Source organism: Kitasatospora sp. NPDC007106 (assembly GCF_040634455.1).
In the GTDB taxonomy this organism is placed as follows: Bacteria; Actinomycetota; Actinomycetes; order Streptomycetales; family Streptomycetaceae; genus Kitasatospora; species Kitasatospora arboriphila.
Genome location: NZ_JBEYFP010000005.1, coordinates 26,900 through 51,987 on the forward strand (window position 1 = coordinate 26,900; position 25,088 = coordinate 51,987).

At 69.3% G+C, this 25,088-nt stretch carries 34 protein-coding genes; 31 read left to right on the top strand and 3 right to left on the bottom strand.

What is annotated here, in order from left to right; genetic code table 11:
• Positions 1-217: 217 nt before the first annotated feature.
• Positions 218-1,411, top strand: a complete 1,194-nt coding sequence (tuf, locus tag ABZ641_RS01225) for an elongation factor Tu (RefSeq protein WP_030263551.1) — start codon at positions 218-220, stop codon at positions 1,409-1,411.
• Between the two features lie 114 nt (positions 1,412-1,525).
• Here the strand turns inward: tuf and rfbC are convergent, their stop codons facing one another.
• Together rfbC and rfbA are read right to left on the bottom strand one after the other, a co-directional pair.
• On the bottom strand, positions 1,526-2,110 hold the full coding sequence (gene rfbC / locus ABZ641_RS01230) for a dTDP-4-dehydrorhamnose 3,5-epimerase (protein WP_359978260.1): 585 nt from the start codon (positions 2,108-2,110) through the stop codon (positions 1,526-1,528).
• Positions 2,111-2,112: 2 nt separating this feature from the next.
• Positions 2,113-2,988: a glucose-1-phosphate thymidylyltransferase RfbA gene (gene rfbA / locus ABZ641_RS01235; RefSeq protein WP_359978230.1), complete on the bottom strand. Its 876-nt coding sequence runs from the start codon at positions 2,986-2,988 to the stop codon at positions 2,113-2,115.
• A gap of 83 nt (positions 2,989-3,071) precedes the next feature.
• Here rfbA and rfbB point away from each other — a divergent pair, with 83 nt between their 5' ends.
• The 6 genes from rfbB to ABZ641_RS01265 all read left to right on the top strand — a co-directional run bounded on the left by rfbB (position 3,072) and on the right by ABZ641_RS01265 (position 8,416).
• A complete protein-coding gene (rfbB, locus tag ABZ641_RS01240; RefSeq protein ID WP_359978233.1) occupies positions 3,072-4,049 on the top strand; it encodes a dTDP-glucose 4,6-dehydratase in 978 nt (325 codons plus the stop codon).
• Positions 4,046-4,963: a dTDP-4-dehydrorhamnose reductase gene (rfbD, locus tag ABZ641_RS01245; RefSeq protein ID WP_359978236.1), complete on the top strand. Its 918-nt coding sequence runs from the start codon at positions 4,046-4,048 to the stop codon at positions 4,961-4,963. Before rfbB ends, rfbD begins: the two co-directional genes overlap by 4 nt.
• On the top strand, positions 4,960-6,255 hold the full coding sequence (locus ABZ641_RS01250) for a hypothetical protein (RefSeq protein WP_359978239.1): 1,296 nt from the start codon (positions 4,960-4,962) through the stop codon (positions 6,253-6,255). The genes rfbD and ABZ641_RS01250 overlap by 4 nt, the downstream gene beginning before the upstream one ends.
• 93 nt (positions 6,256-6,348) lie before the next feature.
• Positions 6,349-6,750 carry a DUF2304 domain-containing protein gene (locus tag ABZ641_RS01255; RefSeq protein ID WP_359978241.1) on the top strand — a complete coding sequence of 134 codons (402 nt, stop codon included), beginning with the start codon at positions 6,349-6,351 and terminating at the stop codon, positions 6,748-6,750.
• Positions 6,747-7,526 (top strand): glycosyltransferase family 2 protein, encoded by a 780-nt coding sequence (locus ABZ641_RS01260; RefSeq protein ID WP_359978243.1) that lies wholly within the window; start codon positions 6,747-6,749, stop codon positions 7,524-7,526. The genes ABZ641_RS01255 and ABZ641_RS01260 overlap by 4 nt, the downstream gene beginning before the upstream one ends.
• Before the next feature lie 5 nt (positions 7,527-7,531).
• Complete coding sequence (locus ABZ641_RS01265) at positions 7,532-8,416, top strand: glycosyltransferase family 2 protein (protein WP_359978245.1); 885 nt, start codon at positions 7,532-7,534, stop codon at positions 8,414-8,416.
• A gap of 102 nt (positions 8,417-8,518) precedes the next feature.
• Here the strand turns inward: ABZ641_RS01265 and ABZ641_RS01270 are convergent, their stop codons facing one another.
• Positions 8,519-10,165, bottom strand: a complete 1,647-nt coding sequence (locus ABZ641_RS01270) for a DUF2142 domain-containing protein (RefSeq protein ID WP_359978248.1) — start codon at positions 10,163-10,165, stop codon at positions 8,519-8,521.
• A gap of 271 nt (positions 10,166-10,436) precedes the next feature.
• Here ABZ641_RS01270 and ABZ641_RS01275 point away from each other — a divergent pair, with 271 nt between their 5' ends.
• The 24 genes from ABZ641_RS01275 (at position 10,437) to ABZ641_RS01390 (ending at position 25,053) form a co-directional block, all read left to right on the top strand.
• Positions 10,437-12,479 (top strand): hypothetical protein, encoded by a 2,043-nt coding sequence (locus ABZ641_RS01275; RefSeq protein ID WP_359978251.1) that lies wholly within the window; start codon positions 10,437-10,439, stop codon positions 12,477-12,479.
• 491 nt (positions 12,480-12,970) lie between these two features.
• A complete protein-coding gene (gene rpsJ / locus ABZ641_RS01280) occupies positions 12,971-13,279 on the top strand; it encodes a 30S ribosomal protein S10 (RefSeq protein WP_012785157.1) in 309 nt (102 codons plus the stop codon).
• A 14-nt stretch (positions 13,280-13,293) separates the two neighbouring features.
• Positions 13,294-13,941 carry a 50S ribosomal protein L3 gene (gene rplC / locus ABZ641_RS01285; protein ID WP_030263524.1) on the top strand — a complete coding sequence of 216 codons (648 nt, stop codon included), beginning with the start codon at positions 13,294-13,296 and terminating at the stop codon, positions 13,939-13,941.
• Positions 13,942-13,946: 5 nt separating this feature from the next.
• Positions 13,947-14,624, top strand: a complete 678-nt coding sequence (gene rplD, locus ABZ641_RS01290; RefSeq protein ID WP_344621476.1) for a 50S ribosomal protein L4 — start codon at positions 13,947-13,949, stop codon at positions 14,622-14,624.
• Positions 14,621-14,947 (top strand): 50S ribosomal protein L23, encoded by a 327-nt coding sequence (gene rplW / locus ABZ641_RS01295; protein ID WP_199922862.1) that lies wholly within the window; start codon positions 14,621-14,623, stop codon positions 14,945-14,947. The genes rplD and rplW overlap by 4 nt, the downstream gene beginning before the upstream one ends.
• A gap of 36 nt (positions 14,948-14,983) precedes the next feature.
• On the top strand, positions 14,984-15,820 hold the full coding sequence (gene rplB, locus ABZ641_RS01300; protein WP_030263511.1) for a 50S ribosomal protein L2: 837 nt from the start codon (positions 14,984-14,986) through the stop codon (positions 15,818-15,820).
• An 11-nt stretch (positions 15,821-15,831) separates the two neighbouring features.
• A complete protein-coding gene (gene rpsS / locus ABZ641_RS01305) occupies positions 15,832-16,113 on the top strand; it encodes a 30S ribosomal protein S19 (RefSeq protein WP_014136283.1) in 282 nt (93 codons plus the stop codon).
• A gap of 66 nt (positions 16,114-16,179) precedes the next feature.
• Positions 16,180-16,527, top strand: a complete 348-nt coding sequence (gene rplV, locus ABZ641_RS01310; protein ID WP_095874452.1) for a 50S ribosomal protein L22 — start codon at positions 16,180-16,182, stop codon at positions 16,525-16,527.
• Entirely contained in the window at positions 16,527-17,351 is an 825-nt protein-coding gene (gene rpsC / locus ABZ641_RS01315; RefSeq protein WP_030280775.1) for a 30S ribosomal protein S3, read from the top strand. Before rplV ends, rpsC begins: the two co-directional genes overlap by 1 nt.
• A 5-nt stretch (positions 17,352-17,356) precedes the next feature.
• Positions 17,357-17,776: a 50S ribosomal protein L16 gene (gene rplP / locus ABZ641_RS01320; protein ID WP_030300385.1), complete on the top strand. Its 420-nt coding sequence runs from the start codon at positions 17,357-17,359 to the stop codon at positions 17,774-17,776.
• Positions 17,776-18,000: a 50S ribosomal protein L29 gene (gene rpmC, locus ABZ641_RS01325; protein ID WP_030263491.1), complete on the top strand. Its 225-nt coding sequence runs from the start codon at positions 17,776-17,778 to the stop codon at positions 17,998-18,000. The genes rplP and rpmC overlap by 1 nt, the downstream gene beginning before the upstream one ends.
• A complete protein-coding gene (gene rpsQ / locus ABZ641_RS01330) occupies positions 18,000-18,272 on the top strand; it encodes a 30S ribosomal protein S17 (RefSeq protein WP_014136278.1) in 273 nt (90 codons plus the stop codon). Before rpmC ends, rpsQ begins: the two co-directional genes overlap by 1 nt.
• 102 nt (positions 18,273-18,374) lie before the next feature.
• The gene (rplN, locus tag ABZ641_RS01335) at positions 18,375-18,746 is read left to right on the top strand and encodes a 50S ribosomal protein L14 (protein ID WP_145790774.1); all 372 of its coding nucleotides are present in this window, start codon (positions 18,375-18,377) and stop codon (positions 18,744-18,746) included.
• A gap of 16 nt (positions 18,747-18,762) precedes the next feature.
• On the top strand, positions 18,763-19,074 hold the full coding sequence (rplX, locus tag ABZ641_RS01340) for a 50S ribosomal protein L24 (RefSeq protein ID WP_033214113.1): 312 nt from the start codon (positions 18,763-18,765) through the stop codon (positions 19,072-19,074).
• Positions 19,074-19,643: a 50S ribosomal protein L5 gene (rplE, locus tag ABZ641_RS01345; RefSeq protein WP_030263480.1), complete on the top strand. Its 570-nt coding sequence runs from the start codon at positions 19,074-19,076 to the stop codon at positions 19,641-19,643. The genes rplX and rplE overlap by 1 nt, the downstream gene beginning before the upstream one ends.
• 3 nt (positions 19,644-19,646) lie before the next feature.
• Positions 19,647-19,832 (top strand): type Z 30S ribosomal protein S14, encoded by a 186-nt coding sequence (locus ABZ641_RS01350; RefSeq protein WP_030263476.1) that lies wholly within the window; start codon positions 19,647-19,649, stop codon positions 19,830-19,832.
• A 263-nt stretch (positions 19,833-20,095) separates the two neighbouring features.
• Positions 20,096-20,503, top strand: a complete 408-nt coding sequence (rpsH, locus tag ABZ641_RS01355; RefSeq protein ID WP_030263474.1) for a 30S ribosomal protein S8 — start codon at positions 20,096-20,098, stop codon at positions 20,501-20,503.
• A gap of 22 nt (positions 20,504-20,525) precedes the next feature.
• On the top strand, positions 20,526-21,065 hold the full coding sequence (gene rplF, locus ABZ641_RS01360; RefSeq protein ID WP_344621478.1) for a 50S ribosomal protein L6: 540 nt from the start codon (positions 20,526-20,528) through the stop codon (positions 21,063-21,065).
• A gap of 3 nt (positions 21,066-21,068) precedes the next feature.
• The gene (gene rplR / locus ABZ641_RS01365; RefSeq protein ID WP_030263465.1) at positions 21,069-21,452 is read left to right on the top strand and encodes a 50S ribosomal protein L18; all 384 of its coding nucleotides are present in this window, start codon (positions 21,069-21,071) and stop codon (positions 21,450-21,452) included.
• Positions 21,453-21,501: 49 nt separating this feature from the next.
• Positions 21,502-22,122, top strand: coding sequence for a 30S ribosomal protein S5 (rpsE, locus tag ABZ641_RS01370; RefSeq protein ID WP_263104954.1), 621 nt, complete (start codon positions 21,502-21,504; stop codon positions 22,120-22,122).
• On the top strand, positions 22,122-22,304 hold the full coding sequence (gene rpmD, locus ABZ641_RS01375; protein ID WP_014136270.1) for a 50S ribosomal protein L30: 183 nt from the start codon (positions 22,122-22,124) through the stop codon (positions 22,302-22,304). Before rpsE ends, rpmD begins: the two co-directional genes overlap by 1 nt.
• Position 22,305: 1 nt before the next feature.
• Positions 22,306-22,758: a 50S ribosomal protein L15 gene (rplO, locus tag ABZ641_RS01380; protein ID WP_095874457.1), complete on the top strand. Its 453-nt coding sequence runs from the start codon at positions 22,306-22,308 to the stop codon at positions 22,756-22,758.
• A 325-nt stretch (positions 22,759-23,083) separates the two neighbouring features.
• Positions 23,084-24,394 carry a preprotein translocase subunit SecY gene (secY, locus tag ABZ641_RS01385; protein WP_344621479.1) on the top strand — a complete coding sequence of 437 codons (1,311 nt, stop codon included), beginning with the start codon at positions 23,084-23,086 and terminating at the stop codon, positions 24,392-24,394.
• Positions 24,394-25,053, top strand: a complete 660-nt coding sequence (locus ABZ641_RS01390) for an adenylate kinase (RefSeq protein ID WP_344621480.1) — start codon at positions 24,394-24,396, stop codon at positions 25,051-25,053. The genes secY and ABZ641_RS01390 overlap by 1 nt, the downstream gene beginning before the upstream one ends.
• Positions 25,054-25,088: the final 35 nt, after the last annotated feature.

Sequence of the window (25,088 nt, forward strand, 5' to 3'; positions counted from 1 at the left end):
GCTCCGCCGGTCAAGGTTCGGCCCGTTATTCGGGACGAATCCGACCCCTTAGGCTAGAAGGAGGTAACCCGGGGCGAATCCCCACGGATTCCCCCGGGCCCTCCCGGCACCCCACCCCGCGGGACGGCATGGAGCGCTACCAGCGCCCCGTTCCCAATCCCGATCAAAGACCAACTGACGTCGTACGGCGTACAGAACTGTCCTCAGGAGGACTGCAGTGGCGAAGGCGAAGTTCGAGCGGACGAAGCCCCACGTCAACATCGGCACCATCGGTCACATCGACCACGGTAAGACCACGCTGACCGCGGCGATCACCAAGGTGCTGCACGACGCGTACCCGGACATCAACCCCTTCACGCCGTTCGACCAGATCGACAAGGCGCCGGAGGAGCGGCAGCGCGGTATCACCATCTCGATCGCGCACGTCGAGTACCAGACCGAGGCGCGTCACTACGCCCACGTTGACTGCCCGGGTCACGCTGACTACATCAAGAACATGATCACCGGTGCGGCCCAGATGGACGGTGCGATCCTCGTCGTCGCCGCCACCGACGGCCCGATGCCGCAGACCAAGGAGCACGTCCTCCTGGCCCGCCAGGTCGGCGTCCCCTACATCGTCGTCGCCCTGAACAAGGCCGACATGGTGGACGACGAGGAGATCCTGGAGCTCGTCGAGCTCGAGGTCCGTGAGCTCCTCTCCGAGTACGAGTTCCCGGGCGACGACCTGCCGGTCGTGCGCGTCTCGGCGCTCAAGGCGCTCGAGGGCGACAAGGAGTGGGGCGAGAAGCTCCTCGGCCTCATGCACGCCGTCGACGAGTCGATCCCGACCCCGGCCCGTGCCACCGAGCTGCCGTTCCTGATGCCGATCGAGGACGTCTTCACGATCACCGGTCGTGGCACCGTCGTCACCGGCCGCATCGAGCGCGGTGTCCTCAAGGTCAACGAGACCGTCGACATCATCGGCATCAAGACCACCAAGACCACCACCACGGTCACCGGTATCGAGATGTTCCGCAAGCTGCTCGACGAGGGCCAGGCCGGTGAGAACGTCGGTCTGCTCCTCCGTGGCATCAAGCGCGAGGACGTCGAGCGCGGCCAGGTCATCATCAAGCCGGGTTCGGTCACCCCGCACACCGACTTCGAGGCCCAGGCCTACATCCTGTCGAAGGACGAGGGTGGCCGTCACACCCCCTTCTTCAACAACTACCGCCCGCAGTTCTACTTCCGTACCACGGACGTGACCGGCGTCGTGACCCTCCCCGAGGGCACCGAGATGGTCATGCCGGGCGACAACACCGCCATGACCGTCGCGCTGATCCAGCCCGTCGCCATGGAGGAGGGCCTCAAGTTCGCCATCCGTGAGGGTGGCCGCACCGTCGGCGCCGGCCAGGTCACCAAGATCGTCAAGTGACGATCTGACCCTGGTCTGTCGTAGACAGGCTCGCCGCGAGGCAAACGGAAGGGCCCGCCCCCTCCGTCCGCGAGGACGGGGAGGGCGGGCCCTTCCGCGTTTCCGGTTACCGGGTCACAGGCCCGCGGAGTACGTGCGGCAGGTCTCGTAGTCCGGCAGCAGGCCGGTGGCGATCGCCTCGGCGAGCGAGGGCGCGGCCTCGTCGCGGGCCGACAGCTGCGGCAGCTCGGCCGGCCACTCGATGCCCAGCTCCGCGTCGAGCGGGTGCACCGCGTGCTCCCCGGTGGGGTTGTAGGTCTCCGAGCAGAGGTACGACAGCGTGGCGTCGTCGGTGAGCGCGCAGAAGCCGTGGCCGAGGCCCTCGGCTATGTACAGCGCCCGGCGCTCGGTGTCGTCCAGCCGGACGCCCTCCCAGCGGCCGAAGGTCGGCGAGCCGACCCGCAGGTCCACCACCACGTCGAGCACCGCACCGCGCACGCAGGTCACGTACTTCGCCTGACCGGGCGGCACGTCGGCGAAGTGGATGCCGCGCACCACGCCGCGCGCCGAGACGGAGAGGTTGCCCTGGGCCAGGCGCAGCGGGTGCCCGACCGCCTCGGCCAGCCGGTCGAAGCGGTACCACTCGGTGAACAGGCCGCGCGGGTCCCCGTGCAGCTGCGGGGTGATCTCGAACGCTCCCTCGATGCCGAGCTCGCGGATCTTCACCGGGACTCCTCCTCGTCCAGCAGGTTCAACAGGTAGGTGCCGTAACCGCTCTTCAGCAGCGGCAGGGCCAGCTCGCGCAGCTGCTCGGAGTCGATCAGCCCGGCGCGCCAGCACGCCTCCTCGATGCAGCCGATCTTGAAGCCCTGGCGTTCCTCGATCACGCGGACGAACTCCGAGGCCTGCACCATCGACACGAACGTCCCGGTGTCCAGCCAGGCGGTGCCGCGGTCGAGGATCGTCACGTGCAGCCGGCCGTCGCGCAGGTACGCCTCGTTGACGGCGGTGATCTCGAGCTCGCCGCGGGCGCTCGGCTCCAGGTCGCGGGCGATCTCCACCACGCGGTTGTCGTAGAAGTAGAGGCCCGGCACCGCGTACCGGGACTTCGGCTTCTCCGGCTTCTCCTCGATGGAGATGACCTGGCCCCGCTCGTCGAACTCGACCACGCCGTAGGCGGTCGGGTCGGCCACCGGGTACGCGAAGACCCGGCCGCCGACCGCGTCGGTGTGCTCGGCGAGCCGCGTGCCGAGGCCGCTGCCGTGAAAGATGTTGTCGCCGAGGATCAGCGCCACGTGCTCGTCGCCGATGAAGTCCGCGCCGAGGACGAACGCCTGGGCGATGCCCTCGGGACGCTCCTGCACCGCGTATTCGAGGCTGAGGCCCAGCTGGGAGCCGTCGCCGAGCAGGCGCTCGAACTGCGGCCGGTCCTCCGGGGTCGTGATGATCAGGATCTCGCTGATGCCCGCCATCACCAGGGTGGAGAGCGGGTAGTAGATCATCGGCTTGTCGAAGACCGGGAGCAGCTGCTTCGAGACCGCTCGCGTCAGGGGCCACAGCCGGGACCCGGTGCCGCCGGCCAAGAGAATTCCACGCATGGCGTGCAGCCTATGCGAGGACCGCCCCATACCCCTCGCCCGGGCCGTCCATGCGTCCGGACGGCAAGTAGACTGCGGGCACTATGCGCATTCTCGTCACCGGCGGTGCCGGCTTCATCGGTTCAGAGTTTGTCCGACAGCTGCTCGGCGCGGACGGGTCGCTCAGGATCACCGTGCTCGACAAGCTCACCTACTCGGGCGTCGAGGCGAACCTCGCCCCCGTGGCGGAGCACCCGGGCTACACCTTCGTGAAGGGCGACATCTGCGACGAGGCCGTCGTCGACCAGGTGATGCCCGGCCACGACGTCGTCGTGCACTTCGCCGCGGAGTCCCACGTGGACCGCTCGATCGCCGGTGCCGGCCCCTTCGTCCTCACCAACGTCGTCGGCACCCAGGTGCTGCTCGACGCCGCCCGCAAGCACGGGGTCGGCCGCTTCGTCCACGTCTCCACCGACGAGGTCTACGGCTCCATCACCGAGGGCTCCTGGACGGAGGAGTGGCCGCTCGCGCCCAACTCCCCGTACTCCGCCTCCAAGGCGTCCTCCGACCTGCTGGCGCTGGCCTACCACCGCACCCACGGCATGGACGTGGTGGTCACCCGCTGCTCCAACAACTACGGGTACTACCAGTTCCCGGAGAAGGTCATCCCGCTGTTCACCACCAACCTGATCGACGGCAGGAAGGTGCCGCTGTACGGCGACGGCGGCAACATCCGGGACTGGCTGCACGTCTCCGACCACTGCCGGGGCATCGACCTGGTGATGCGCGGCGGCCGGGCCGGCGAGGTCTACAACATCGGCGGCGGCACCGAGGTCACCAACAAGGAGCTCACCGGCCTCCTGCTGGAAGCCGCCGGCGCCGGCTGGGACATGGTCGAGCACGTCCAGGACCGCAAGGGCCACGACCTGCGCTACTCCCTCGACATCTCCAAGATCCGCGAGGAGCTCGGCTACACCCCGCAGGTGCGCTTCGAGGACGGCCTCGCGGCCACCATCGCCTGGTACCGCGAGAACCGCGCCTGGTGGGAGCCGCTCAAGACGAAGGCGGCCCTGGCGAAGTGAGTACCCGCTGGCTGGTGACGGGCGCGGCCGGCATGCTCGGCCGCGACCTCGTCACCGTCCTCGAGAACGAGGGCGACGAGGTGACGGCGCTGGGCCGGGCCGACCTCGACATCACCGACCCGGCCGCCGTCCGGGCCGCCGTCCGCGGCCACCGGGTGGTCGTCAACTGCGCCGCCTGGACGGACGTCGACGGCGCGGAGAGCGCCGAGGCCGCCGCCACCGCGGTCAACGGCGACGGTGCCCGCAACCTCGCCGCCGCCTGTGCCGCCGAGGGCGCGCGGCTGCTGCAGGTCTCCACCGACTACGTGCTGCCCGGCGACGCCACCGAGCCCTACCCGGAGACCGCCGCCACCGCGCCGGTCAACGCCTACGGCCGCAGCAAGCTGGCCGGCGAGCGCGCCGTGCTGGAGCTGCTGCCGGAGAACGGCTACGTGGTGCGCACCGCGTGGCTCTACGGCGAGCACGGCCCGAACTTCGTCGCCACCATGCTCAAGCTGGCCGCCCAGCGGCCCGCCCTCGACGTCGTCGACGACCAGCACGGCCAGCCCACCTGGTCCCGCGCCCTCGCCCGGCAGCTGGCCGCCCTCGGCCGGTCCGCCGACGCACCGGCCGGTGTCTACCACGGCACCGCCGCCGGCCGGACGACCTGGCACGGGCTCGCCCGGGAGGCCTACCGCCTGGCCGGACTGGACCCGGAGCGGATCCGCACCACCACCTCGGCGGCCTTCGTCCGCCCCGCCGTCCGGCCCGCCTTCAGCGTGCTCGGGCACGACCGCTTCGCCGCGGCCGGCCTCGCGCCGCAGGCCGACTGGCGGGCCCAGCTGGAGGAGGCCATGGCCACCCCGGCGTTCGCCGCGCTCGCCGCCGCCGCCCGCACGTCCGTCCCCGCCGCCGAGGACGGCGGCACCCGATGAGGAACCCGCTCGCCAGGGTCCTGGCCGCCCTTCCGGCCGGCACCCCGGTCGTGGCCGCCGGCACGGTGGTCCTCGGCGCCGCCTCCTACGTCCACCTGGGCGTGGCCGGCCACAGCCTGTCGGTCGACGCGATGGCGAACGTCTCGGTGCTGTGGACCATCGTCATGTCGATCGGGATCGGCGTCTTCTTCCCGATCGAACAGGAGCTGACCCGGATCGTCGCCGCCCGGGCCGTCCTCGGCCACGGCGCGCTCCCGGTGCTGCGCAAGGCGGCCCTGCTCACCGGCGGGATCCTGGCGGCGACCCTCGCCGTCCTCGCGGCCGCGTCCCGGCCGATCGCCGACTCCTTCTTCCACGGCGACCTGGCGATGGTGGCCGCCCTCGGCGCGGCCTTCGTCGGCCTCGCCGCCGGCTACCTCACCCGCGGCATCCTCGCCGGCCTCGGCCGGTTCACCGCGTACGGCACCCAGCTCGGCGTGGACGGCGGCCTGCGGATGGGCCTCGCCTTCGGCTGCGCCGCGGCGGGTGCGCACACGGCCCTGGCCTTCAGCCTGATCCTCGCGGTCGCGCCGCTGGTGTCCGTGCTGGTGACCCTGCCGCCGCTCGTCCGGGTGCTGCGGCCCGGCCCGGCCATCGCCTGGCGGGACCTCTCCCGCGGGCTGTGGCTGCTGATCTGCTCGACCCTGCTCGCCCAGCTCGTGGTGAACGCGGTCGTCCTCAGCACCCAGCTGCTGGAGCCGACGGCGGTCGCGCTGATCGCCGCCCTGCTGAACGCCCTGGTGCTGGCCCGGGTGCCGCTCTTCGTCTTCGGCTCGCTGCAGGCCTCGCTGCTCAGCGGGCTGTCGAGCGCCGCCGCGGCGGGCGACCGCCCGGCCTTCAACCAGCTGCTCCGGCGCAGCGGGGCGGTCATCTGCCTGCTCGGCGGAGCCGGTGGAGCCGTCGCGGTCGCCCTCGGGCCGTGGCTCATCCGCGTGCTGTTCGCCGCACCGCCGGTGCTGGGCGGCTGGGACTTCCTCTGGCTCTCCCTCGGCACCCTCTTCTACATGCTGGCGATGCTCCTCGGCCAGGCCCTCATGGTGCTCGACCGGCACCGCTTCCAGCTGCTCGGCTGGGTCCTGGGAACGGCCTGCCTGGTGGGGGTGACCCTGCTGCCGGGGCCCATCGCCACCCGGACGGAACTCGCCTACTTCGCGGGCTCCGCGGTGACGTGCCTCGGCATGCTCGCCGCGCTCCGGCCCGCCCGCCGCACCTCGTCGCCCAACCCGCCGACCGCCGTGCTCGACCGGGTCTGAACGGCCCGCGCAACGGTTCGACCCCGTCCACGGACCCTGCCGCACGTGCGACTACGATGAGCCTCCCGCCGATGCCGAAAGGCGAATTCTTCCGTGCAACTCACAGTTCTCACCTCGATCACCGGCGTGCTGGTGCTCGCCTGCATCGTCGAGCTGCTGCGCAGGCAACAGCTGCGTGAGAAGTACGCCGCGATATGGATAGCCATCGGCCTGGTCGTGGCTCCGCTGGGGTTCGTCCCCCGGGTCCTCGACGCCACGGCCCGCCGGCTCGGGGTCGCTTCCGGTGTGAGCCTGGTCCTGTTCGCGGGCTTCATCCTCATCCTGCTCGTTTGCCTGCACCTCAGCTGGGAGGCCAGCCGTCTGGAGGCCGAGACCCGCAGCCTTTCCGAGGAGGTCGCGCTGATGCGGGCCCACCTGATGGAACGGGACGGGTACTCGCTGCAGACCGCCCGCGACCTCCCCGAGGACAGTGCCGAAACCGAGGTGCACTCATGATCGACGGGCGCCGAGTCCTCGTCATCCTTCCGGCCTGGAACGAGGCCGAGGGCCTTCCCGGCGTGCTCAAGGAGTTGCAGACCCAACTCCCCTGGGTGGACACGCTGGTGGTGAACGACGGCTCCTCGGACGCCACCGCCCAGGTGGCCGCCGCGGCCGGCTCCGCGGTCGTCAGCCTGCCCTACAACCTCGGCGTCGGCGGCGCGATGCGGCTCGGCTACCGCTACGCGCAGCAGAACGGCTACGACGTCGCGATCCAGGTGGACGCCGACGGCCAGCACGACCCCGCGTACATACCCACCCTGCTCGCGAAGCTCTCCGAGGCCGACCTGGTGATAGGCGCCCGCTTCGACGGCGAGGGCGACTACAAGGTCCGCGGCCCGCGCAAGTGGGCCATGGGCCTGCTCTCCCGGGTGCTGTCGCGGATCGCCCGGACCCGCCTCACCGACACCACCTCCGGCTTCCGCGCCTGCAACCGCGACCTCATCGAGTTCTTCGCCCAGTGGTACCCGGTCGAGTACCTGGGCGACACGGTGGAGAGCATGGTCGGCGCCGTCCGCTGCGGCTACGTCGTCCGCCAGGTCCCGGTCGCGATGCGGCCCCGGACGACCGGCCGGCCGAGCGCCTCCCCGGTCAAGGCGATGATCTACCTCGCCCGGGCCGGCCTGGTCCTGCTGCTCGCCATGATGCGGCGCATGCCGGAGCACCTCCGCACCCGTCCGGTCGCCCCCGTCCACCCGGCCGGGTCCGAACTCCCGTCCGCCCTGAAGGTCTAGGCCCGATGTCGCGTTTCGAGATCCTGCTGCCGTACTACGGCGACGTGGCCCTGATGCAGGACGCCGTGCGCAGCGTCCTCGCCCAGGACGGCGACGACTGGCGGCTGACCGTCGTCGACGACGGGCGCGAGCCCGACGTACCCGGATGGTTCGAGTCCCTGGGCGACGACCGGGTCCGGTACTTCCGCAACGACGAGAACCTCGGCGTCACCGGCAACTTCAACCGCTGCGTGGAGCTCGCCGAGTACGAGTACCTGACCCTCATGGGCTGCGACGACCTGATGCACCCGAACTACCTCCGGGTCGTCCGGGAGGCCGTGGAGCGGTTCCCGGCCGCCACCATGGTCCAGCCGGGCGTCCGGGTCATCGGCAGCGACGGCGAGCCGTTCGACACCCTGGTGGACCGCACCAAGCGGAAGCTGTACGCGCCCAAGGACGCCGGCCGCGAACTGCTCGCCGGCGAGGAGCTCGCGGTCAGCCTGCTGCGCGGCAACTGGCTCTACTTCCCGTCGATCTGCTGGCGCACCGAGTCCATCAGGAAGTTCGGCTTCCGCGCCGACCTCGGCGTGATCCAGGACCTCGCCCTGGTGATCGACCTGCTGGTGGACGGCGCCTCGCTGGCCGTGGCGTCCGAGGAGTGCTTCAGCTACCGGCGGCACGCCGAGAGCGAGTCCTCGGCGAAGGCGTACACCGGTGCCCGCTTCGGCGAGGCCAAGCGCTTCTTCGTGGAGACCGCGGACCGGCTCGGGGCGCACGGCTGGGCCCAGGCGGCCCGGGTGTCCCGCCTCCACCTCTCCTCACGGCTGCACGCCCTCACCCTGCTCCCGGGGGCGGCCAAGCACGCCGGCCGGCCCGGCGTGAACGCCATGCTGCGGCACGCCGTGCGCTGACCCCGGCCACGGGAACACCGGTCGTAGAACGGCACCGGGCCCGCAGGAACGCCTTCGAGGGGCGTCCTGCGGGCCCGGTGCCGTTCCCGGGCCGTGCGGCGGTCAGACCTCGGCCGCCCCGGCGGGGACCGCGGAGGGGACGGTGAGGGACCGGCTGACGCCGGCGTCCGGCGAGGCGGTCACCGGCAGCGCCGCGGAGGCGCTCCCCGTGCCGTCGGCGTCCCCGGCCGTCGGCGGGCGGTAGTCGCTCTGACCCGCCACCAGCCAGACCACGCCGATCGATCCCAGCGCGTACACCACCGTCCACAGCACCCACGTCCCCGGCGGGCTCCACGCCGCCGGCATCGGGATGACGTGCCCCTCGACGCCGACCGTGAAGCGGCGCAGCGCCCAGAAGAACGCCGCCAGCTGTGCGGCGGCCAGCGCGGAGCCGATGACGAGGGTCAGCCGGGCGCGCATCAACCCGCCCTGCGGGGAGCGCTTGGAGAGGATGGTGGCGGCGAGCAGCGGCAGGCCCACCGCGAACGGCAGCAGGTAGCGGCCCTGCCAGATGAGGCCGAGGGTGGAGGCCTGCAGCCCCTGGGCGACGATCGGGATGCCGAGGATCGCCGCCATCAGCCCGAGCAGCGCGATCACGTCGCGGCGCCGTCCGCACGCCAGCGACAGCATGATCAGCAGCAGGATCGTGCCGGACCAGACCGACACGGTCAGGAACGGGCTCTCCGCGTCCAGCCAGCCGAACCAGCCGATCATCTGGCGCAGGTACTTGTCGCTCTCCAGGAAGGTGTGCTCGGCCGCCTTGAAGAAGCTCAGGTCCGCGGAGGTCTGGATGGTCGAGTGGTCGGGATGGGTGCTGTTCCACGCCTGCGCCGCGGCGAGCGCGACGGCCAGGACGACCGCCCAGAGCCGGGTGCTGCGGTGCCTGACGATCTCGCGCACCGCGCCCTGCTGGGAGGCCAGCAGACCGAAGAACACGGTGCCGACGATCCAGGCCAGCCCGAGCGGCCTGATCTCCAGCAGGACGACGCCGGCCACCCCCGTGCGGGCCAACCGCCGCTTCAGCAGGTCCGGTTGCGGATCTATCAGCAGCGACAGCACCGCCGTCCAGAACAGCAGGCCCGCCGCGATCTCGACGCCGTTGGGATTGACCATGCCGCCGAGGAACAGCGTCATGGGCGTGGCGGCGGCGAGCACACCGATCTTCGGCAGCCAGGACCGGCGCCACTCGCCGGCCGTGACCATCGCGCTCGCCAGCAGCAGCGCGGACAGCACGGCGGAGACCAGGCGCATCAGGTAGACGCTGTGCGGGCCGGACACCAGCAGGCTGGGCCAGCCGACCGCGAAGTAGTAGACCGGGTTGTAGCGGCCGGCACTCGTCGTCACCAGCACGGTGTCCGAGTCCTCGTGGACCTTCTTCGCGCACTTCGCGGGGATCTTGCCCTTGAAGCGGTAGCAGGTGTCGGCCGTCTTGAGCTGCTGGTACCAGCTGGGGAGTTCGACGCCGGAGTTCGCCCAGGTGCTGTGGATGTACCCCACCATCTGGGGCTCCATCACCTCGACGCCGTTCACCTGGCCGCGGACCACCGCCGCCGCCCGCACCACGTGCGCGGGCTCGTCGGGCGAGGCCATCAGCGGGGTGGCGACGGACCAGGTGCCGCCGAGGATCGCGAAGGTGAGGAAGGCGATCGTCCACAGTCTGCGCCGGTCGCTCGGCGACCGCGTCGCCATCGCCTTCAGCACCCTGAACATCGGGTTGGGTCCCCCTCGTACGTGCACGCTCCGGTCCGGTCGGAGCGGACAGCCGAATTCGAGCCGCAGGAAGCCGGGCAGCGACCGGCAACCGCTCCGCTCCTACGGAAGAGTATCCGTGCATCGGCGGGGACGGGCGCACCGGGTGCCCCGGAGGCGTCGGGCCCCTCCTGGACACGCTCTGATAGGTTGCTCGCGTCGCGACCTGATCTTAGGCGGCTGGACGCCCCTAACCTAACCATCGAAGGGGCTCGGGTTGCCCTCCGAAACCATGCCGATCAAGACTCTCAACGGCGCTTCCGCCTCCGACCCGGCCCGGCCGGACAGCGGGGGCCGCGGCAGGGGCACGGCCTCCCGGTGGACAGGGGCCCCGGTCTTCGCGGCGGTGCTCCTGCTGGCGCCGGTGCTGCTGCACCTGGTCTCCGCCGACCTGCTGACGCCCCTTCTGCTGTGGACCGCGGCGGCCTCGCTGATCCGCTCGCGCACGTCGCTGCTGGACCGGCTGTTCATATCGGCGGCCGTCCTGGTCGGCTGGATATGCGTGCTCGGCCTGATCGCCTCCTTCTGGCCCTGGGGCCTGGACCCGCTGGCCCTGGCCGAGACCACGGCGCTCGCCCTGACCGGCGTGCGCGTCCTCAGGGGAGCGCCGGACGACTCCGCGCGGCGGCGGACCCGGCGGAACCTGCTGCCGGCCCGGGACGTGCCCGTCCTGCTGACCTCGGCCTTCGGCTTCGCCTTCTTCCTGCGCCCCCTCCTGCACCGCGACGCGGTCGACCGCCTCGCGCTGGTCATCACCTCCGAGGACCTGGGCCGCCACTTCGCGCTGTACGACAGCATGATCCGCTTCTCCGGCTACCTGGCCCTGCGGGCGGACGACGCCGCCAGGACCATCCAGGAGGGCGTGTACACCTACCCGCCCGGCAGCCACATGACGCTGGCCGTGCTGACCTCGTTCGTGCGCGGCACCGACGCGCCGGCCGCGCCGCTGCACGCGCTCTCCCTGTTCATCCTGCTGAGCACGGCCGTCGCGGGGGCCCTGGTGGCCTTCACCGCGTGGGCGGTGCGCTGGGCGGCGGGCCCGGCCGTCGCCGCCCGTTTCCTCCTGCCGGTCTGCCTGGCGGGCGGCGTCTGGGTCGCCGTGGTGGAACTGCCCCGGCTGGTGCTGACCGGCTTCCTCAGCGAGATCTTCGGCCTGGCGCTCTTCGCGGTGTTCCTGGCCCTCGCCGTCCGCCCGCTGAGCCGCACCGGCGAGCAGCTGGTGTGCATGGGCGCGGTCTTCGTGGCGATCGCCTGCAGCTACTACCTGCTGCTGCCGGCCACCGGCCTGGTCGCCCTGGTGTGGGCCTGGGCGCACCGCCGGCGCTGGCTCCGGCAGATCGGCCGCACCCTGCTGGCCGCCGCGGCCGCCGGCGTGCTGGCGCTCCTGCCGATCGCCGCCAACTGGGCGTCGGCCGGATCGGCCAGCGTGCTGACCGTGCCCGGCGCGGTGTACCCCGTCAGCCGCCACCTGCTCTACCCGGTGCTCGCCGTGGCGGCGGTCCTGCTGCTCGGACGCGGCGCCCGCCGCAATCCCTCGGCCCGGGTGGCCGCGGGCTGCCTCGCCGCCACCGGTCTGCTCGCCTTCGGCATCCGCGAGTACCAGATGGCGGTCGCCGGCCAGACCTCGTACTTCTTCGAGAAGATGATGCACGGTCTGTTCCTGGCGACCGTGGTCACGGCCGGCGCCGCCGTCGGGCCGGCCCTGCTGGCCGCGTCCCGCCGGGCCCGCCCCGCCGGGACGGGCGTGCTCGGCAGGCTCGCCCCGGCGGTCACCGCGCTGGTGGCGACCGCCTGCCTGCTCGCCGCCCTGCTGATGAACTCGCAGCCCGACCTCGCGAAGGACTCCGGCTGGAGCAGCAGTGCGGGGCGGGTGTACCTCCGGGCCCAGTCCGCCCACCCGCGCATCGCCGACCAGGTGACCGCCATCGACCGGGCCCGGCCCAAGGACGACGGCAAGGTGTCGATGCTGCTGCTCGGCGACCGCGTCCCGACCGATCCCGCGCGGATCGAGGACAACCTCTGGCTGGGCGTGCTGAGCCGCGACCAGGGACTCTCCTGGCGGGCGTGGACGTTCGCGCTGAAGGGGCGGACGGGGCAGGAGATCGTCGACTTCGCCGACCAGTCGGCCGTCCCGCTGCGGATCTACCTCTCGGACCCGGAGCTCCTCGCGCAGGTCCGGCAGGCCGCGCGGACCGGCCACCACAAGGCGCTCGACGTCGTCATGGTGACCTTCGAGGGCCACCGGGCCGAGCTCGCGCCGCAGCGCCTCGGCTGACCGGGGCGGGGCCGGTGCCGCTCGGCGCCGGCCCCGCCCGATTGGCGCCGGGGCCGTCTGGTGTGGCAGTATGTCCAAGTTGCTCGGTTGAGTGCCGATGCTGCGCGCCTCCCGCCGGGAGGACCGGAAGCGAGTCCCACGTACTCGTCGTTCCCGTGATGGCCGTTCATGCGTCCGCGTTCACTGCTTCTGCGGTGGGCGTGTGGGCGCAGTGGTGTGTAAGCGACACCGCGGCAGCTGCGGGGCGGACGTACGGGAATCTTCCGGGAAGCGTGGGCGGGGCCTCGACCCGGCGCCTGGTGGGTGCAAGACCTCACCGACCGAGAGCGGAACCGAAGAGGGAGACCTCTTTGGTTTTTTGCAAGCGGTAGGGCGACACGCCCGACCGCGGGGGTCGGAGAGGGTAACCACCCGGAGGCGCCGCCGGACCAGTCCGCTCGGACGAAGCCGGTCGTGGAAGCAACAGACCACAGAAGGACTACTGAGTAGCCATGGCGGGACAGAAGATCCGCATCCGGCTCAAGGCCTACGACCACGAGGTCATCGACTCCTCGGCGAAGAAGATCGTCGAGACGGTGATCCGTACTGGTGCGCAGGTCGCGGGCCCGGTGCCGCTGCCCACTGAGAAGAACGTGTACTGCGTCATCCGCTCGCCGCACAAGTACAAGGACTCGCGCGAGCACTTCGAGATGCGTACTCACAAGCGTCTGATCGACATCCTCGACCCCACGCCGAAGACGGTTGACTCGCTCATGCGTCTCGACCTGCCGGCCGGTGTCGACATCGAGATCAAGCTCTGAGAGGCACACCGAAGATGGCTAAGCAGATTAAGGGCATCCTGGGCGAGAAGCTCGGCATGACCCAGGTCTGGGACGAGAACAACCGGATCGTTCCGGTGACCGTCGTCAAGGCTGGGCCGAATGTCGTGACCCAGGTCCACACCGCCGACAGCCCGGCCGGCTACGACGCCGTCCAGATCGGCTTCGGCGAGATCGACCCCCGCAAGGTGAACAAGCCCCTCGCGGGTCACTTCGCCAAGGCCGGTGTCACCCCGCGCCGCCACCTGGTCGAGCTGCGTACCTCGGACGCGTCCGAGTACACCCTGGGCCAGGAGATCACCGCCGAGCTGTTCGAGGCGGGTGTCAAGGTCGACGTGACCGGCACCTCCAAGGGCAAGGGCTTCGCCGGTGTCATGAAGCGTCACAACTTCAAGGGCCTCGGCGCCGGTCACGGCACCCAGCGCAAGCACCGCTCGCCCGGTTCCATCGGTGGCTGCGCCACCCCGGGCCGCGTGTTCAAGGGCCTGCGCATGGCGGGTCGGATGGGCCACGAGCGTGTGACCACCCAGAACCTGACCGTGCACGCGGTCGACGCGGAGAAGGGCCTGCTCCTCATCAAGGGCGCCGTCCCGGGCCCGAACGGCGGCCTCGTCCTCGTCCGCACCGCGGCGAAGGGGCTGTGAAGGATATGACCACCATTGACATCCTGTCGCCGGCCGGCGACAAGGCCGGCAGCCTCGAGCTGCCCGCCGAGATCTTCGACGCCAAGGTCAGCATCCCGCTGATGCACCAGGTCGTCGTCGCGCAGCTCGCCGCTGCCCGCCAGGGCACGCACAAGGTGAAGCGCCGCGGCGAGGTCCGTGGTGGCGGCAAGAAGCCGTACCGCCAGAAGGGCACCGGCCGCGCCCGTCAGGGCTCGACCCGTGCGCCGCAGTTCGCCGGCGGTGGCGTCGTGCACGGTCCCGTGCCGCGCGACTACTCGCAGCGGACCCCGAAGAAGATGATCGCCGCCGCCCTCCGCGGTGCGCTCACCGACCGGGCCCGCCACGAGCGCATCCACGTGATCACCGCGGTGACCGCGACCGATGCGCCGTCGACCAAGGCCGCCAAGAGCCTGTTCGGCAAGATCTCCGAGCGCAAGAACGTCCTCCTGGTCGTCGAGCGCGAGGACGAGCTGGGCCTCAAGTCCGCTCGCAACCTGCCGAACGTGCACATCCTGGACGCCGGCCAGCTGAACACCTACGACGTGCTCGTCTCCGACGACGTGGTCTTCACCCAGGCAGCCTTCGAGCGTTTCGTGGCCGGTCCGGTCGCGTCCGCCAAGGCCGTTGCTGCTGAGGGCGAGCTCGAAGGGAGCGCCGCCTGATGGCTGCCGAGATCACGAGCAAGACGTACACGGACCCCCGTGACGTCCTGGTCAAGCCGGTCATCTCCGAGAAGAGCTACTCGCTCCTCGACGAGAACAAGTACACGTTCGTCGTGTCGCCGGACGCCAACAAGACCCAGATCAAGCAGGCCGTCGAGGCGGTCTTCTCGGTCAAGGTCGAGGCCGTCAACACGCTCAACCGTCAGGGCAAGCGCAAGCGCTCCAAGACGGGCTTTGGCAAGCGCAAGGACACCAAGCGCGCCATCGTGACGCTGGCCGAGGGCAACCGCATCGACATCTTCGGTGGTCCGGTCTCCGCCTGACGGAGAACGTGATCGTCGTTAAGGACGAGGACGAAAATGGGTATCCGCAAGTACAAGCCGACTACGCCGGGCCGCCGCGGCTCCAGCGTGGCCGACTTCGTCGAAATCACGCGGTCCACGCCGGAGAAGTCGCTGGTTCGCCCGCTGCACAGCAAGGGCGGCCGTAACAACGCCGGTCGTGTCACCGCCCGCCACCAGGGTGGCGGTCACAAGCGCGCCTACCGCGTGATCGACTTCCGTCGTCACGACAAGGACGGCGTGCCGGCCAAGGTCGCTCACATCGAGTACGACCCCAACCGCACCGCGCGCATCGCGCTCCTGCACTACGCGGACGGCGAGAAGCGCTACATCATCGCCCCCCGCGGCGTCGCGCAGGGTGACCGGATCGAGAACGGCCCCGGGGCCGACATCAAGCCGGGCAACAACCTGCCGCTGCGCAACATCCCGGTCGGTACCACCATCCACGCGGTGGAGCTGCGTCCCGGTGGCGGTGCCAAGATGGCCCGCTCCGCCGGTTCCGGCATCCAGCTGCTCGCCCGTGAGGGCCGCATGGCGCACCTGCGCATGCCCTCCGGTGAGATCCGTCTGGTTGACGCGCGCTGCCGCGCGACCGTCGGCGAGGTCGGCAACGCCGAGCAGTCGAACATCAACTGGGGCAAGGCCGGCCGTATGCGCTGGAAGGGCGTCCGCCCGACCGTGCGTGGTGTCGCCATGAACCCGATCGACCACCCGCACGGTGGTGGTGAGGGTAAGACCTCCGGTGGTCGCCACCCGGTCTCGCCGTGGGGCAAGCCCGAGGGCCGTACCCGTCGCCCGAACAAGGCGTCGGACAAGCTCATCGTGCGCCGCCGCAAGACCAACAAGAAGCGCTAGGAGCAGGTCAGATGCCGCGCAGTCTCAAGAAGGGCCCCTTCATCGACGACCACCTTCAGAAGAAGGTGGACGTGCAGAACGAGGCGGGCACGCAGAACGTCATCAAGACCTGGTCCCGTCGTTCCGTGATCTCCCCGGCCATGCTCGGCCACACGATCGCGGTTCACGATGGCCGTAAGCACGTCCCGGTGTTCGTCACCGAGTCGATGGTCGGCCACAAGCTCGGCGAGTTCGCTCCCACGCGCACCTTCAAGGGGCACGTGAAGGAAGACCGCAAGTCGAAGCGTCGCTAGTCGCTCCGCGGGCTTGAGCTCAGCGCCAGACAGACTTAAGTGACTTACTCCATTAAGGGGACAACCATGGAAGCCAGGGCCCAGGCGCGGTACATCCGCGTCACGCCCATGAAGGCCCGCCGCGTGGTGGACCTCATCCGCGGCCTTCCGGCCACGGAGGCCCAGGCCGTCCTGCGTTTCGCTCCGCAGGCAGCCACCGTGCCGGTCGGCAAGGTGCTCGACAGCGCCATCGCCAACGCCGCGCACAACTACAACCACTCCAACGTGGACGACCTCTACATCTCCGAGGCGTACGTTGACGAGGGCCCGACCCTGAAGCGGTTCCGTCCGCGCGCCCAGGGCCGTGCCTACCGGATCCGCAAGCGGACCAGCCACATCACCGTGGTCGTCAGCAGCAAGGAAGGGACCCGGTAATGGGCCAGAAGGTTAACCCGCACGGGTTCCGCCTCGGCATCAGCACGGACTTCAAGTCCCGCTGGTACGCCGACAAGCTGTACAAGGACTACGTCAAGGAAGACGTCGCCATTCGTCGCATGATGACGAAGGGCATGGAGCGCGCCGGCATCTCCAAGGTCGAGATCGAGCGCACCCGCGACCGCGTCCGCGTCGACATCCACACCGCTCGCCCCGGCATCGTCATCGGCCGGCGCGGCACCGAGGCCGACCGCATCCGCGGCGACCTCGAGAAGCTGACCGGCAAGCAGGTCCAGCTGAACATCCTCGAGGTCAAGAACCCCGAGCTGGACGCCCAGCTCGTGGCTCAGGGCGTCGCGGAGCAGCTGTCCTCCCGCGTCTCCTTCCGCCGTGCCATGCGCAAGTCGATGCAGGGCACCATGAAGTCCGGCGCCAAGGGCATCAAGGTCCAGTGCTCCGGTCGTCTCGGCGGCGCCGAGATGAGCCGTTCGGAGTTCTACCGCGAGGGTCGCGTGCCGCTGCACACCCTCCGTGCGAACGTCGACTACGGCTTCTTCGAGGCCAAGACCACCTTCGGCCGCATCGGCGTGAAGGTCTGGATCTACAAGGGCGACGTCAAGAACATCGCCGAGGTCCGCGCTGAGAACGCCGCTGCCCGCTCGGGCAACCGCCCGGCCCGTCCCGAGGGTGGTCGTCCCGCCCGCGGTGGCGAGCGCCGTGGTGGCGAGCGCGGTGGCCGCGGCCGTCGTCCCGCCGCTGCTGAGGCCCCCGCGGCCGCTGCGGTCGAGGCTCCGGCTGCCGAGAACACCGGAACGGAGGCCTGACCCCCATGCTGATCCCCCGTAGGGTCAAGCACCGCAAGCAGCACCACCCGAAGCGTCGCGGCGCTTCGAAGGGCGGCACCGAGCTGGCGTTCGGCCAGTTCGGCATCCAGGCCGTGACCCCGGCCTACGTGACGAACCGTCAGATCGAGTCCGCTCGTATCGCGATCACCCGTCACATCCGCCGTGGCGGCAAGGTCTGGATCAACATCTACCCGGACCGCCCGCTCACCAAGAAGCCGGCCGAGACCCGCATGGGTTCCGGTAAGGGTTCGCCGGAGTGGTGGATCGCGAACGTGCACCCGGGTCGGGTCATGTTCGAGCTGTCGTACCCGAACGAGAAGGTTGCTCGCGAGGCGCTCACCCGTGCCGCGCACAAGCTGCCGATGAAGTGCCGGATCGTCCGGCGCGAGGACGGTGAGAGCTGATGTCGGCCGCTACCAAGGCTGCTGAGCTTCGTCAGCTGGACAACGAGGGCCTCGTTGCCAAGCTGCGTGAGGCCAAGGAGGAGCTGTTCAACCTCCGCTTCCAGGCGGCGACCGGGCAGCTCGACAACCACGGCCGGCTGAAGCTGGTCCGTAAGGACATCGCGCGGATCTACACCCTGATGCGCGAGCGCGAGCTGGGCATCGAGACGGTGGAGAACGCCTGATGACTGAGAACACCAACGAGACGCGCGGTTTCCGCAAGACCCGTGAGGGTCTCGTCGTCAGCGACAAGATGGACAAGACCGTCGTCGTCGCCGTCGAGGACCGCGTCAAGCACGCGCTGTACGGCAAGGTCATCCGCCGTACGAACAAGCTGAAGGCGCACGACGAGCAGAACGCGTGCGGTGTCGGCGACCGTGTCCTCCTCATGGAGACCCGGCCGCTGTCCGCGACGAAGCGCTGGCGCGTCGTCGAGATCCTCGAGAAGGCCAAGTAACGAAGCCGATGAGGTACGGCCGTATGTGCACCAGGCCCCGCAGGGGCGCAGGTGTGAGCAGCGGCCGGCCCGTCGACTCTCGTTGACGATCAGGAGAAAGCTGTGATCCAGCAGGAGTCGCGACTGCGTGTCGCCGACAACACGGGTGCCAAGGAGATTCTCTGCATCCGCGTTCTCGGTGGCTCCGGTCGCCGCTACGCCGGTATCGGGGACGTCATCGTCGCCACCGTCAAGGACGCGATCCCCGGCGGTTCGGTGAAGAAGGGTGACGTCGTCAAGTGCGTCATCGTCCGCACCGTGAAGGAGCGCCGTCGTCCGGACGGTTCCTACATCCGGTTCGACGAGAACGCCGCCGTCGTCCTCAAGAACACCGAGGGTGACCCCCGCGGTACCCGCATCTTCGGCCCCGTGGGCCGCGAGCTGCGCGACAAGAAGTTCATGAAGATCATCTCGCTGGCGCCGGAGGTGCTCTAATCTCATGGCGAACAGCATGAAGATCAAGAAGGGTGACCTGGTCCAGGTCATCACCGGCAAGGACAAGGGCAAGCAGGGCAAGGTCATCCAGGCCATCCCCGCTGAGAACAAGGTCCTCGTCGAGGGTGTCAACCGGGTCAAGAAGCACACCAAGCCGGGCCCGGGCACCCAGGGCGGCATCGTGACCGTCGAGGCCCCGGTGCACGTCTCCAACGTCCAGCTGGTCGTGGAGAAGGACGGCAAGAAGGTCGTCACCCGCGTCGGCTACCGCTTCGACGACCAGGGCAACAAGATCCGCGTTGCCAAGCGGACCGGTGAGGACATCTGATGTCTGAGACGACTGTTGAGAAGGTGGCCCCCCGCCTCAAGGAGCGTTACAACTCCGAGGTCAAGGGCCAGCTGCAGGAGCAGTTCTCGTACGAGAACGTCATGCTGATCCCCGGCCTGGTCAAGGTCGTGGTCAACATGGGTGTCGGCGAGGCCGCCCGTGACAGCAAGCTGATCGAGGGCGCGATCAAGGACCTGACCGCGATCACCGGTCAGAAGCCGGCCGTGACCAAGGCCCGCAAGTCGATCGCGCAGTTCAAGCTGCGCGAGGGCCAGCCGATCGGCGCCCACGTCACCCTCCGTGGTGACCGCATGTGGGAGTTCGTGGACCGTCTGGTGTCGCTGGCCCTGCCGCGCATCCGCGACTTCCGCGGCCTCTCCCCGAAGCAGTTCGACGGCCGTGGCAACTACACCTTCGGTCTGACCGAGCAGGTCATGTTCCACGAGATCGACCAGGACAAGGTCGACCGTCAGCGCGGTATGGACATCACCGTCGTGACCACCGCTCAGACCGACGATGAGGGCCGGGCGCTCCTGCGCGCTCTGGGCTTCCCGTTCAAGGAGGCGTGAGCCATGGCGAAGAAGGCCCTGATCGCAAAGGCCGAGCGTAAGCCGAAGTTCGGCGTCCGGGCGTACACCCGGTGCCAGCGCTGCGGTCGTCCGCACTCGGTGTACCGCAAGTTCGGCCTGTGCCGTGTCTGCCTCCGTGAGATGGCACACCGCGGCGAGCTGCCGGGCGTGACCAAGAGCTCCTGGTAGTCCAGGCGCCCTAGGCACACCACTGCGAAGCAGCGTGCCCGACTCCACCGCTTTTTGGGCTTCCGAGAGGATTCCCGTAAGGTGGTGGGGTCGGGCCCCTGCCGCGGCATCTCCACAGGTGCTCGCGGCTCTCTTGTGAGGGCTCGCACCCATGTCTTACTACGTCGCAGGTCCCCTGCGCTTGTGCCCCTTTCGCACTCCCCGGAGTGCGCGGAGGGGGACCTGGCGCGGAGAAACCACGGCGAGAGAGGCCTGAGGCCACCATGACCATGACCGACCCGATCGCAGACATGCTCACTCGTCTGCGTAACGCGAACTCGGCGTACCACGACTCCGTCGTGATGCCGTCGAGCAAGATCAAGGCGCACGTCGCCGAGATCCTGCAGCAGGAGGGTTACATCTCCTCCTACAAGGTTGAGGACCCGACCGAGGGCGAGGTCGGCAAGAAGCTGACCATCGAGCTCAAGTTCGGCCCCAACCGTGAGCGCTCCATCGCCGGCATCAAGCGCATCAGCAAGCCGGGTCTGCGCGTTTACGCAAAGTCCACCAACCTGCCGAAGGTGCTCGGCGGCCTGGGCGTGGCGATCATCTCCACGTCCTCCGGTCTCCTCACCGACAAGCAGGCCGCCAAGAAGGGCGTAGGCGGAGAAGTTCTCGCCTACGTCTGGTAATTCGGGAAACGGAGGTACAGCAATGTCGCGTATTGGACGGCTGCCCATCCCGGTTCCCGCCGGCGTGGACGTCACCATCGATGGCCAGGCGGTCTCGGTGAAGGGCCCCAAGGGCACCCTCACCCACGTCGTCGCCGCGCCGATCGAGATCAGCAAGGGCGAGGACGGCACCCTGGTCGTCTCCCGCCCGAACGACGAGCGTCAGTCGAAGGCCCTGCACGGCCTGTCGCGGACGCTGGTGGCGAACATGATCACCGGCGTGACCGCGGGCTACCGCAAGTCGCTGGAGATCAGCGGTGTTGGTTACCGAGTCGCCGCGAAGGGCTCCGCGATGGAGTTCTCGCTCGGCTACAGCCACCCGATCCTGGTCGAGGCCCCGGAGGGCATCTCCTTCGTGGTCGAGTCGCCCACCAAGTTCCACGTGGACGGCACTGACAAGCAGAAGGTCGGCGAGGTCGCTGCCAAGATCCGCAAGCTGCGCAAGCCCGACCCGTACAAGGCCAAGGGCGTCAAGTACGCGGGCGAGGTCATCCGCCGCAAGGTCGGAAAGAGTGGTAAGTAAGCGATGAGCGTCTCTGTCAAGATCGGCAAGGGCAACGCCTACAAGAACGCCGCCCGCAAGCGCCGCGCCATCCGCGTTCGCAAGCGCGTCACCGGCACCGAGGTGCGTCCGCGCCTCGTCGTGACCCGCTCGAACCGCCACATGGTCGCCCAGGTCATCGACGACGCCAAGGGTCACACCCTGGCGTCGGCGTCCACCCTCGACGTGTCCATCCGCGGCACCGAGGGCGACAAGACCGAGCTGGCCAAGAAGGTCGGAAGCCTGGTCGCCGAGCGCGCCAAGGCCGCCGGCGTCGAGACGGTCGTCTTCGACCGTGCGGGCAACCGGTACGCCGGCCGCATCGCCGCCCTGGCGGACGCGGCCCGCGAGGCCGGGCTCGACTTCTAAGCCCGCTCGTCGACTCTGTCGACGGACGTAAACGAGAGAGGTAATTCCAATGGCTGGACCCCAGCGCCGCGGTAGCGGCGCCGGCGGCGGCACCGGCGGCGAGCGGCGTGACCGTAAGCGTGACGACCGGGGCAACGCCCCCGCCGTCGAGAAGACCGCTTACGTCGAGCGCGTCGTCGCGATCAACCGTGTCGCCAAGGTTGTCAAGGGTGGTCGTCGCTTTAGCTTCACCGCGCTGGTCGTGGTGGGCGACGGTGACGGCACCGTGGGTGTCGGTTACGGCAAGGCGAAGGAGGTTCCGGCCGCCATCGCCAAGGGCGTTGAGGAGGCCAAGAAGAACTTCTTCAAGGTCCCCCGTATCCAGGGCACCATCCCGCACCCCGTCCAGGGCGAGAAGGCCGCCGGCGTCGTGCTGCTGAAGCCGGCGTCCCCCGGTACCGGTGTCATCGCCGGTGGCCCGGTGCGTGCCGTCCTGGAGTGCGCCGGCGTTCACGACATCCTGTCGAAGTCGCTCGGCTCGGACAACGCGATCAACATCGTGCACGCCACCGTGGCCGCTCTGAAGGGCCTCGTGCGCCCCGAGGAGATCGCCGCCCGTCGTGGCCTGCCCCTGGAGGACGTGGCTCCGGCTGCTCTGCTCCGGGCCCGTGCGGCTGGGGTGAGCGCCTGATGGCTCGCCTCAAGGTCACCCAGACCAAGTCGTACATCGGTAGCAAGCAGAACCACCGTGACACCCTGCGTTCGCTCGGCCTCAAGCGGCTGAACGACACCGTGGTGAAGGAGGACCGCCCGGAGATCCGCGGCATGGTCCACACCGTTCGTCACCTCGTCACGGTCGAGGAGGTGGACTGACATGGCGGACTCGCCGATCAAGATCCACAACCTGCGGCCCGCCCCCGGCGCCAAGACCGAGAAGACCCGTGTGGGTCGCGGTGAGGGTTCCAAGGGTAAGACCGCCGGTCGTGGTACCAAGGGCACCAAGGCCCGTTACCAGGTTCCGCAGCGCTTCGAGGGTGGCCAGATGCCGCTCCACATGCGCCTGCCGAAGCTGAAGGGCTTCAAGAACCCGGCCCACAAGCAGTTCCAGGTCGTGAACCTGGACAAGCTGGCCGAGCTCTACCCGCAGGGTGGCGAGGTCACCGTGGCCGACCTGGTCGCCAAGGGTGCCGTTCGCAAGAACGAGCTCGTCAAGGTCCTCGGCCAGGGCGAGGTCTCGGTCGCGCTGCAGGTGACGGTCGACGCCGTCTCCGGCTCGGCCGCCGAGAAGATCGCCGCCGCCGGCGGCTCCGTCACCGAGCTCCTCTGAACTCGTTGACCTAAGTGGGCCCGTACCTCTCTCGGGAGGTGCGGGCCCACTGCTTTTCCCCGTTCGTCCGTCGACCCGCCGGGTCGGCGTGGATCTGACGTGTGCTCAACACCGGCCAAAACCGGGCATCCCGGCCGGTCGGCCGGTACCGGCGCCGGGACTCGCTTCTCGACCGTTGCCGCACACTGTTAGAGTCCGTTGGGTTCCCTTGTAGGCTGCGGGTCAGGCGTGCCTGTGCAGTCGTCCGGCAGCCGACAAGAGCCCCACACCCCCCCATCAGGACCGACCCTCCCGCCGTCAACGTGCGGGAGGCGCAGGAGGCACCGTGCTCAGTGCGTTCGCGCGGGCGTTCCAGACGCCCGACCTGCGCAAGAAGCTGCTGTTCACGCTGGGCATCATGGTGCTGTTCCGGCTGGGCGCACACGTCCCGATCCCGGGCGTCAACTTCGTCGCCGTCAACCAGTGCATCAAGGACACCTCGTCCAGTGGCATCTTCGGCCTGGTGAACCTGTTCAGCGGCAATGCGCTGCTGCAGCTGACGATCTTCGCGCTCGGCATCATGCCGTACATCACGGCCAGCATCATCCTCCAGCTCCTCACCGTCGTGATCCCGCGGCTCGAGGCGCTGAAGAAGGAGGGCCAGGCGGGTACGGCGAAGATCACGCAGTACACCCGCTACCTGACCATCGCGCTCGCCGTGCTCCAGGGCACCGGCATCGTCGCGACGGCCTCCAGCGGCGCGCTGTTCTCCGGCTGCTCGGTCGCCAACGAGGTCGTGCCGGACACCAGCGTCTTCCGGGTGGCCGTGATGGTCATCACCATGACCGCCGGCACCACGGTGATCATGTGGCTCGGCGAGCTCATCACCGACCGCGGCATCGGCAACGGCATGTCGATCCTGATCTTCACCTCCATCGCGGCCGGCTTCCCCGGCTCGATGTGGGCGATCAAGCAGTCCGGCAAGATCGGCGGCGGCTGGGTCGAGTTCTTCAGCGTCATCGCGATCGGCATCGTGGTGGTCTGCCTGGTCATCTTCGTCGAGCAGGCCCAGCGCCGGATCCCGGTGCAGTACGCCAAGCGCATGATCGGCCGCCGCGCCTTCGGCGGCACCTCGACCTACATCCCGCTCAAGGTCAACCAGGCCGGTGTGATCCCGGTCATCTTCGCCTCGTCGCTGCTCTACATCCCCGCGCTGGTGGTGCAGCTCACCAACAGCAAGTCCGGATGGGCGAACTGGATCAGTGGCCACTTCGTCAAGGGTGACCACCCGATCTACATGGCGACCTACTTCGTCCTGATTGTCTTCTTCGCGTTCTTCTACGTGGCCATCTCCTTCAACCCCGAAGAAGTTGCGGACAACATGAAGAAGTATGGTGGGTTCATCCCGGGCATCCGGGCGGGCCGACCGACGGCCGAGTACCTGAACTACGTGCTCACCCGCATCACGTGGCCGGGATCGTTCTACCTGGGCCTTATCGCGCTGATCCCGATGATCGCCCTGGTTGCCTTCAACGCGAACCAGAACTTCCCGTTCGGCGGCACCAGCGTGCTCATCGTCGTCGGCGTCGGACTCGAAACTGTGAAGCAGATCGAGAGCCAGCTCCAGCAGCGCAATTACGAAGGGTTCCTCCGCTGATGCGTATCGTCCTCGTCGGACCTCCCGGGGCCGGGAAGGGTACTCAGGCGCACGTGCTCGCCAAGACCCTGTCCATCCCGCACATCTCCACTGGCGACCTGTTCCGCGCCAACATCAGCCAGGGCACCCCGCTGGGGCTCGAGGCCAAGGCGTACATGGACGCGGGTCGGCTGGTGCCGGACGAGGTCACCATCGGCATGGCAAAGGACCGGATGCTGCAGCCGGACGCCGCGGGCGGCTTCCTGCTCGACGGCTTCCCGCGCAACCTGGGCCAGGCCAAGGCTCTGGACGAGATCCTCGCCGAGGAGGGCATCGTCCTCAACGGCGTGCTCGACCTGGAGGTCCCCGAGGACGAGGTCGTCAAGCGCATCGCCGGTCGCCGGCTGTGCCGCAACGACGGCAGCCACGTGTTCCACGTGGTGTACAACCCGCCGAAGGCCGAGGACGTCTGCGACGAGTGCGGCGGCGAGCTGTACCAGCGCTCGGACGACACCGAGGAGGCCGTGCGGGTCCGCCTGGAGGAGTACCACTCCAAGACGGAGCCGATCATCGGCTACTACGCCGACCAGGGCCTGCTGGTCACCATCTCCGCCCTCGGCAAGGTGAACGAGGTGACGGAGCGCGCGATCGGCGCCCTGGAGCAGAAGAAGTCCGCCTGAGACGGTCCGCAACGGCCGGGAAGCCCCGCGACGGG

Coding starts and splice junctions, on each gene's coding strand:
- rfbA (WP_359978230.1), bottom strand. CDS start 2,988: ATGCGTGGAATTCTCTTGGCCGGCGGCACCGGGTCCCGGCTGTGGCCC.
- rfbB (WP_359978233.1), top strand. CDS start 3,072: ATGCGCATTCTCGTCACCGGCGGTGCCGGCTTCATCGGTTCAGAGTTT.
- ABZ641_RS01250 (WP_359978239.1), top strand. CDS start 4,960: ATGAGGAACCCGCTCGCCAGGGTCCTGGCCGCCCTTCCGGCCGGCACC.
- ABZ641_RS01260 (WP_359978243.1), top strand. CDS start 6,747: ATGATCGACGGGCGCCGAGTCCTCGTCATCCTTCCGGCCTGGAACGAG.
- ABZ641_RS01265 (WP_359978245.1), top strand. CDS start 7,532: ATGTCGCGTTTCGAGATCCTGCTGCCGTACTACGGCGACGTGGCCCTG.
- ABZ641_RS01270 (WP_359978248.1), bottom strand. CDS start 10,165: ATGTTCAGGGTGCTGAAGGCGATGGCGACGCGGTCGCCGAGCGACCGG.
- ABZ641_RS01275 (WP_359978251.1), top strand. CDS start 10,437: ATGCCGATCAAGACTCTCAACGGCGCTTCCGCCTCCGACCCGGCCCGG.
- rpsJ (WP_012785157.1), top strand. CDS start 12,971: ATGGCGGGACAGAAGATCCGCATCCGGCTCAAGGCCTACGACCACGAG.
- rplC (WP_030263524.1), top strand. CDS start 13,294: ATGGCTAAGCAGATTAAGGGCATCCTGGGCGAGAAGCTCGGCATGACC.
- rplD (WP_344621476.1), top strand. CDS start 13,947: ATGACCACCATTGACATCCTGTCGCCGGCCGGCGACAAGGCCGGCAGC.
- rplB (WP_030263511.1), top strand. CDS start 14,984: ATGGGTATCCGCAAGTACAAGCCGACTACGCCGGGCCGCCGCGGCTCC.
- rpsS (WP_014136283.1), top strand. CDS start 15,832: ATGCCGCGCAGTCTCAAGAAGGGCCCCTTCATCGACGACCACCTTCAG.
- rplV (WP_095874452.1), top strand. CDS start 16,180: ATGGAAGCCAGGGCCCAGGCGCGGTACATCCGCGTCACGCCCATGAAG.
- rpsC (WP_030280775.1), top strand. CDS start 16,527: ATGGGCCAGAAGGTTAACCCGCACGGGTTCCGCCTCGGCATCAGCACG.
- rplP (WP_030300385.1), top strand. CDS start 17,357: ATGCTGATCCCCCGTAGGGTCAAGCACCGCAAGCAGCACCACCCGAAG.
- rpmC (WP_030263491.1), top strand. CDS start 17,776: ATGTCGGCCGCTACCAAGGCTGCTGAGCTTCGTCAGCTGGACAACGAG.
- rpsQ (WP_014136278.1), top strand. CDS start 18,000: ATGACTGAGAACACCAACGAGACGCGCGGTTTCCGCAAGACCCGTGAG.
- rplX (WP_033214113.1), top strand. CDS start 18,763: ATGAAGATCAAGAAGGGTGACCTGGTCCAGGTCATCACCGGCAAGGAC.
- rplE (WP_030263480.1), top strand. CDS start 19,074: ATGTCTGAGACGACTGTTGAGAAGGTGGCCCCCCGCCTCAAGGAGCGT.
- ABZ641_RS01350 (WP_030263476.1), top strand. CDS start 19,647: ATGGCGAAGAAGGCCCTGATCGCAAAGGCCGAGCGTAAGCCGAAGTTC.
- rpsH (WP_030263474.1), top strand. CDS start 20,096: ATGACCATGACCGACCCGATCGCAGACATGCTCACTCGTCTGCGTAAC.
- rplF (WP_344621478.1), top strand. CDS start 20,526: ATGTCGCGTATTGGACGGCTGCCCATCCCGGTTCCCGCCGGCGTGGAC.
- rplR (WP_030263465.1), top strand. CDS start 21,069: ATGAGCGTCTCTGTCAAGATCGGCAAGGGCAACGCCTACAAGAACGCC.
- rpsE (WP_263104954.1), top strand. CDS start 21,502: ATGGCTGGACCCCAGCGCCGCGGTAGCGGCGCCGGCGGCGGCACCGGC.
- rpmD (WP_014136270.1), top strand. CDS start 22,122: ATGGCTCGCCTCAAGGTCACCCAGACCAAGTCGTACATCGGTAGCAAG.
- rplO (WP_095874457.1), top strand. CDS start 22,306: ATGGCGGACTCGCCGATCAAGATCCACAACCTGCGGCCCGCCCCCGGC.
- ABZ641_RS01390 (WP_344621480.1), top strand. CDS start 24,394: ATGCGTATCGTCCTCGTCGGACCTCCCGGGGCCGGGAAGGGTACTCAG.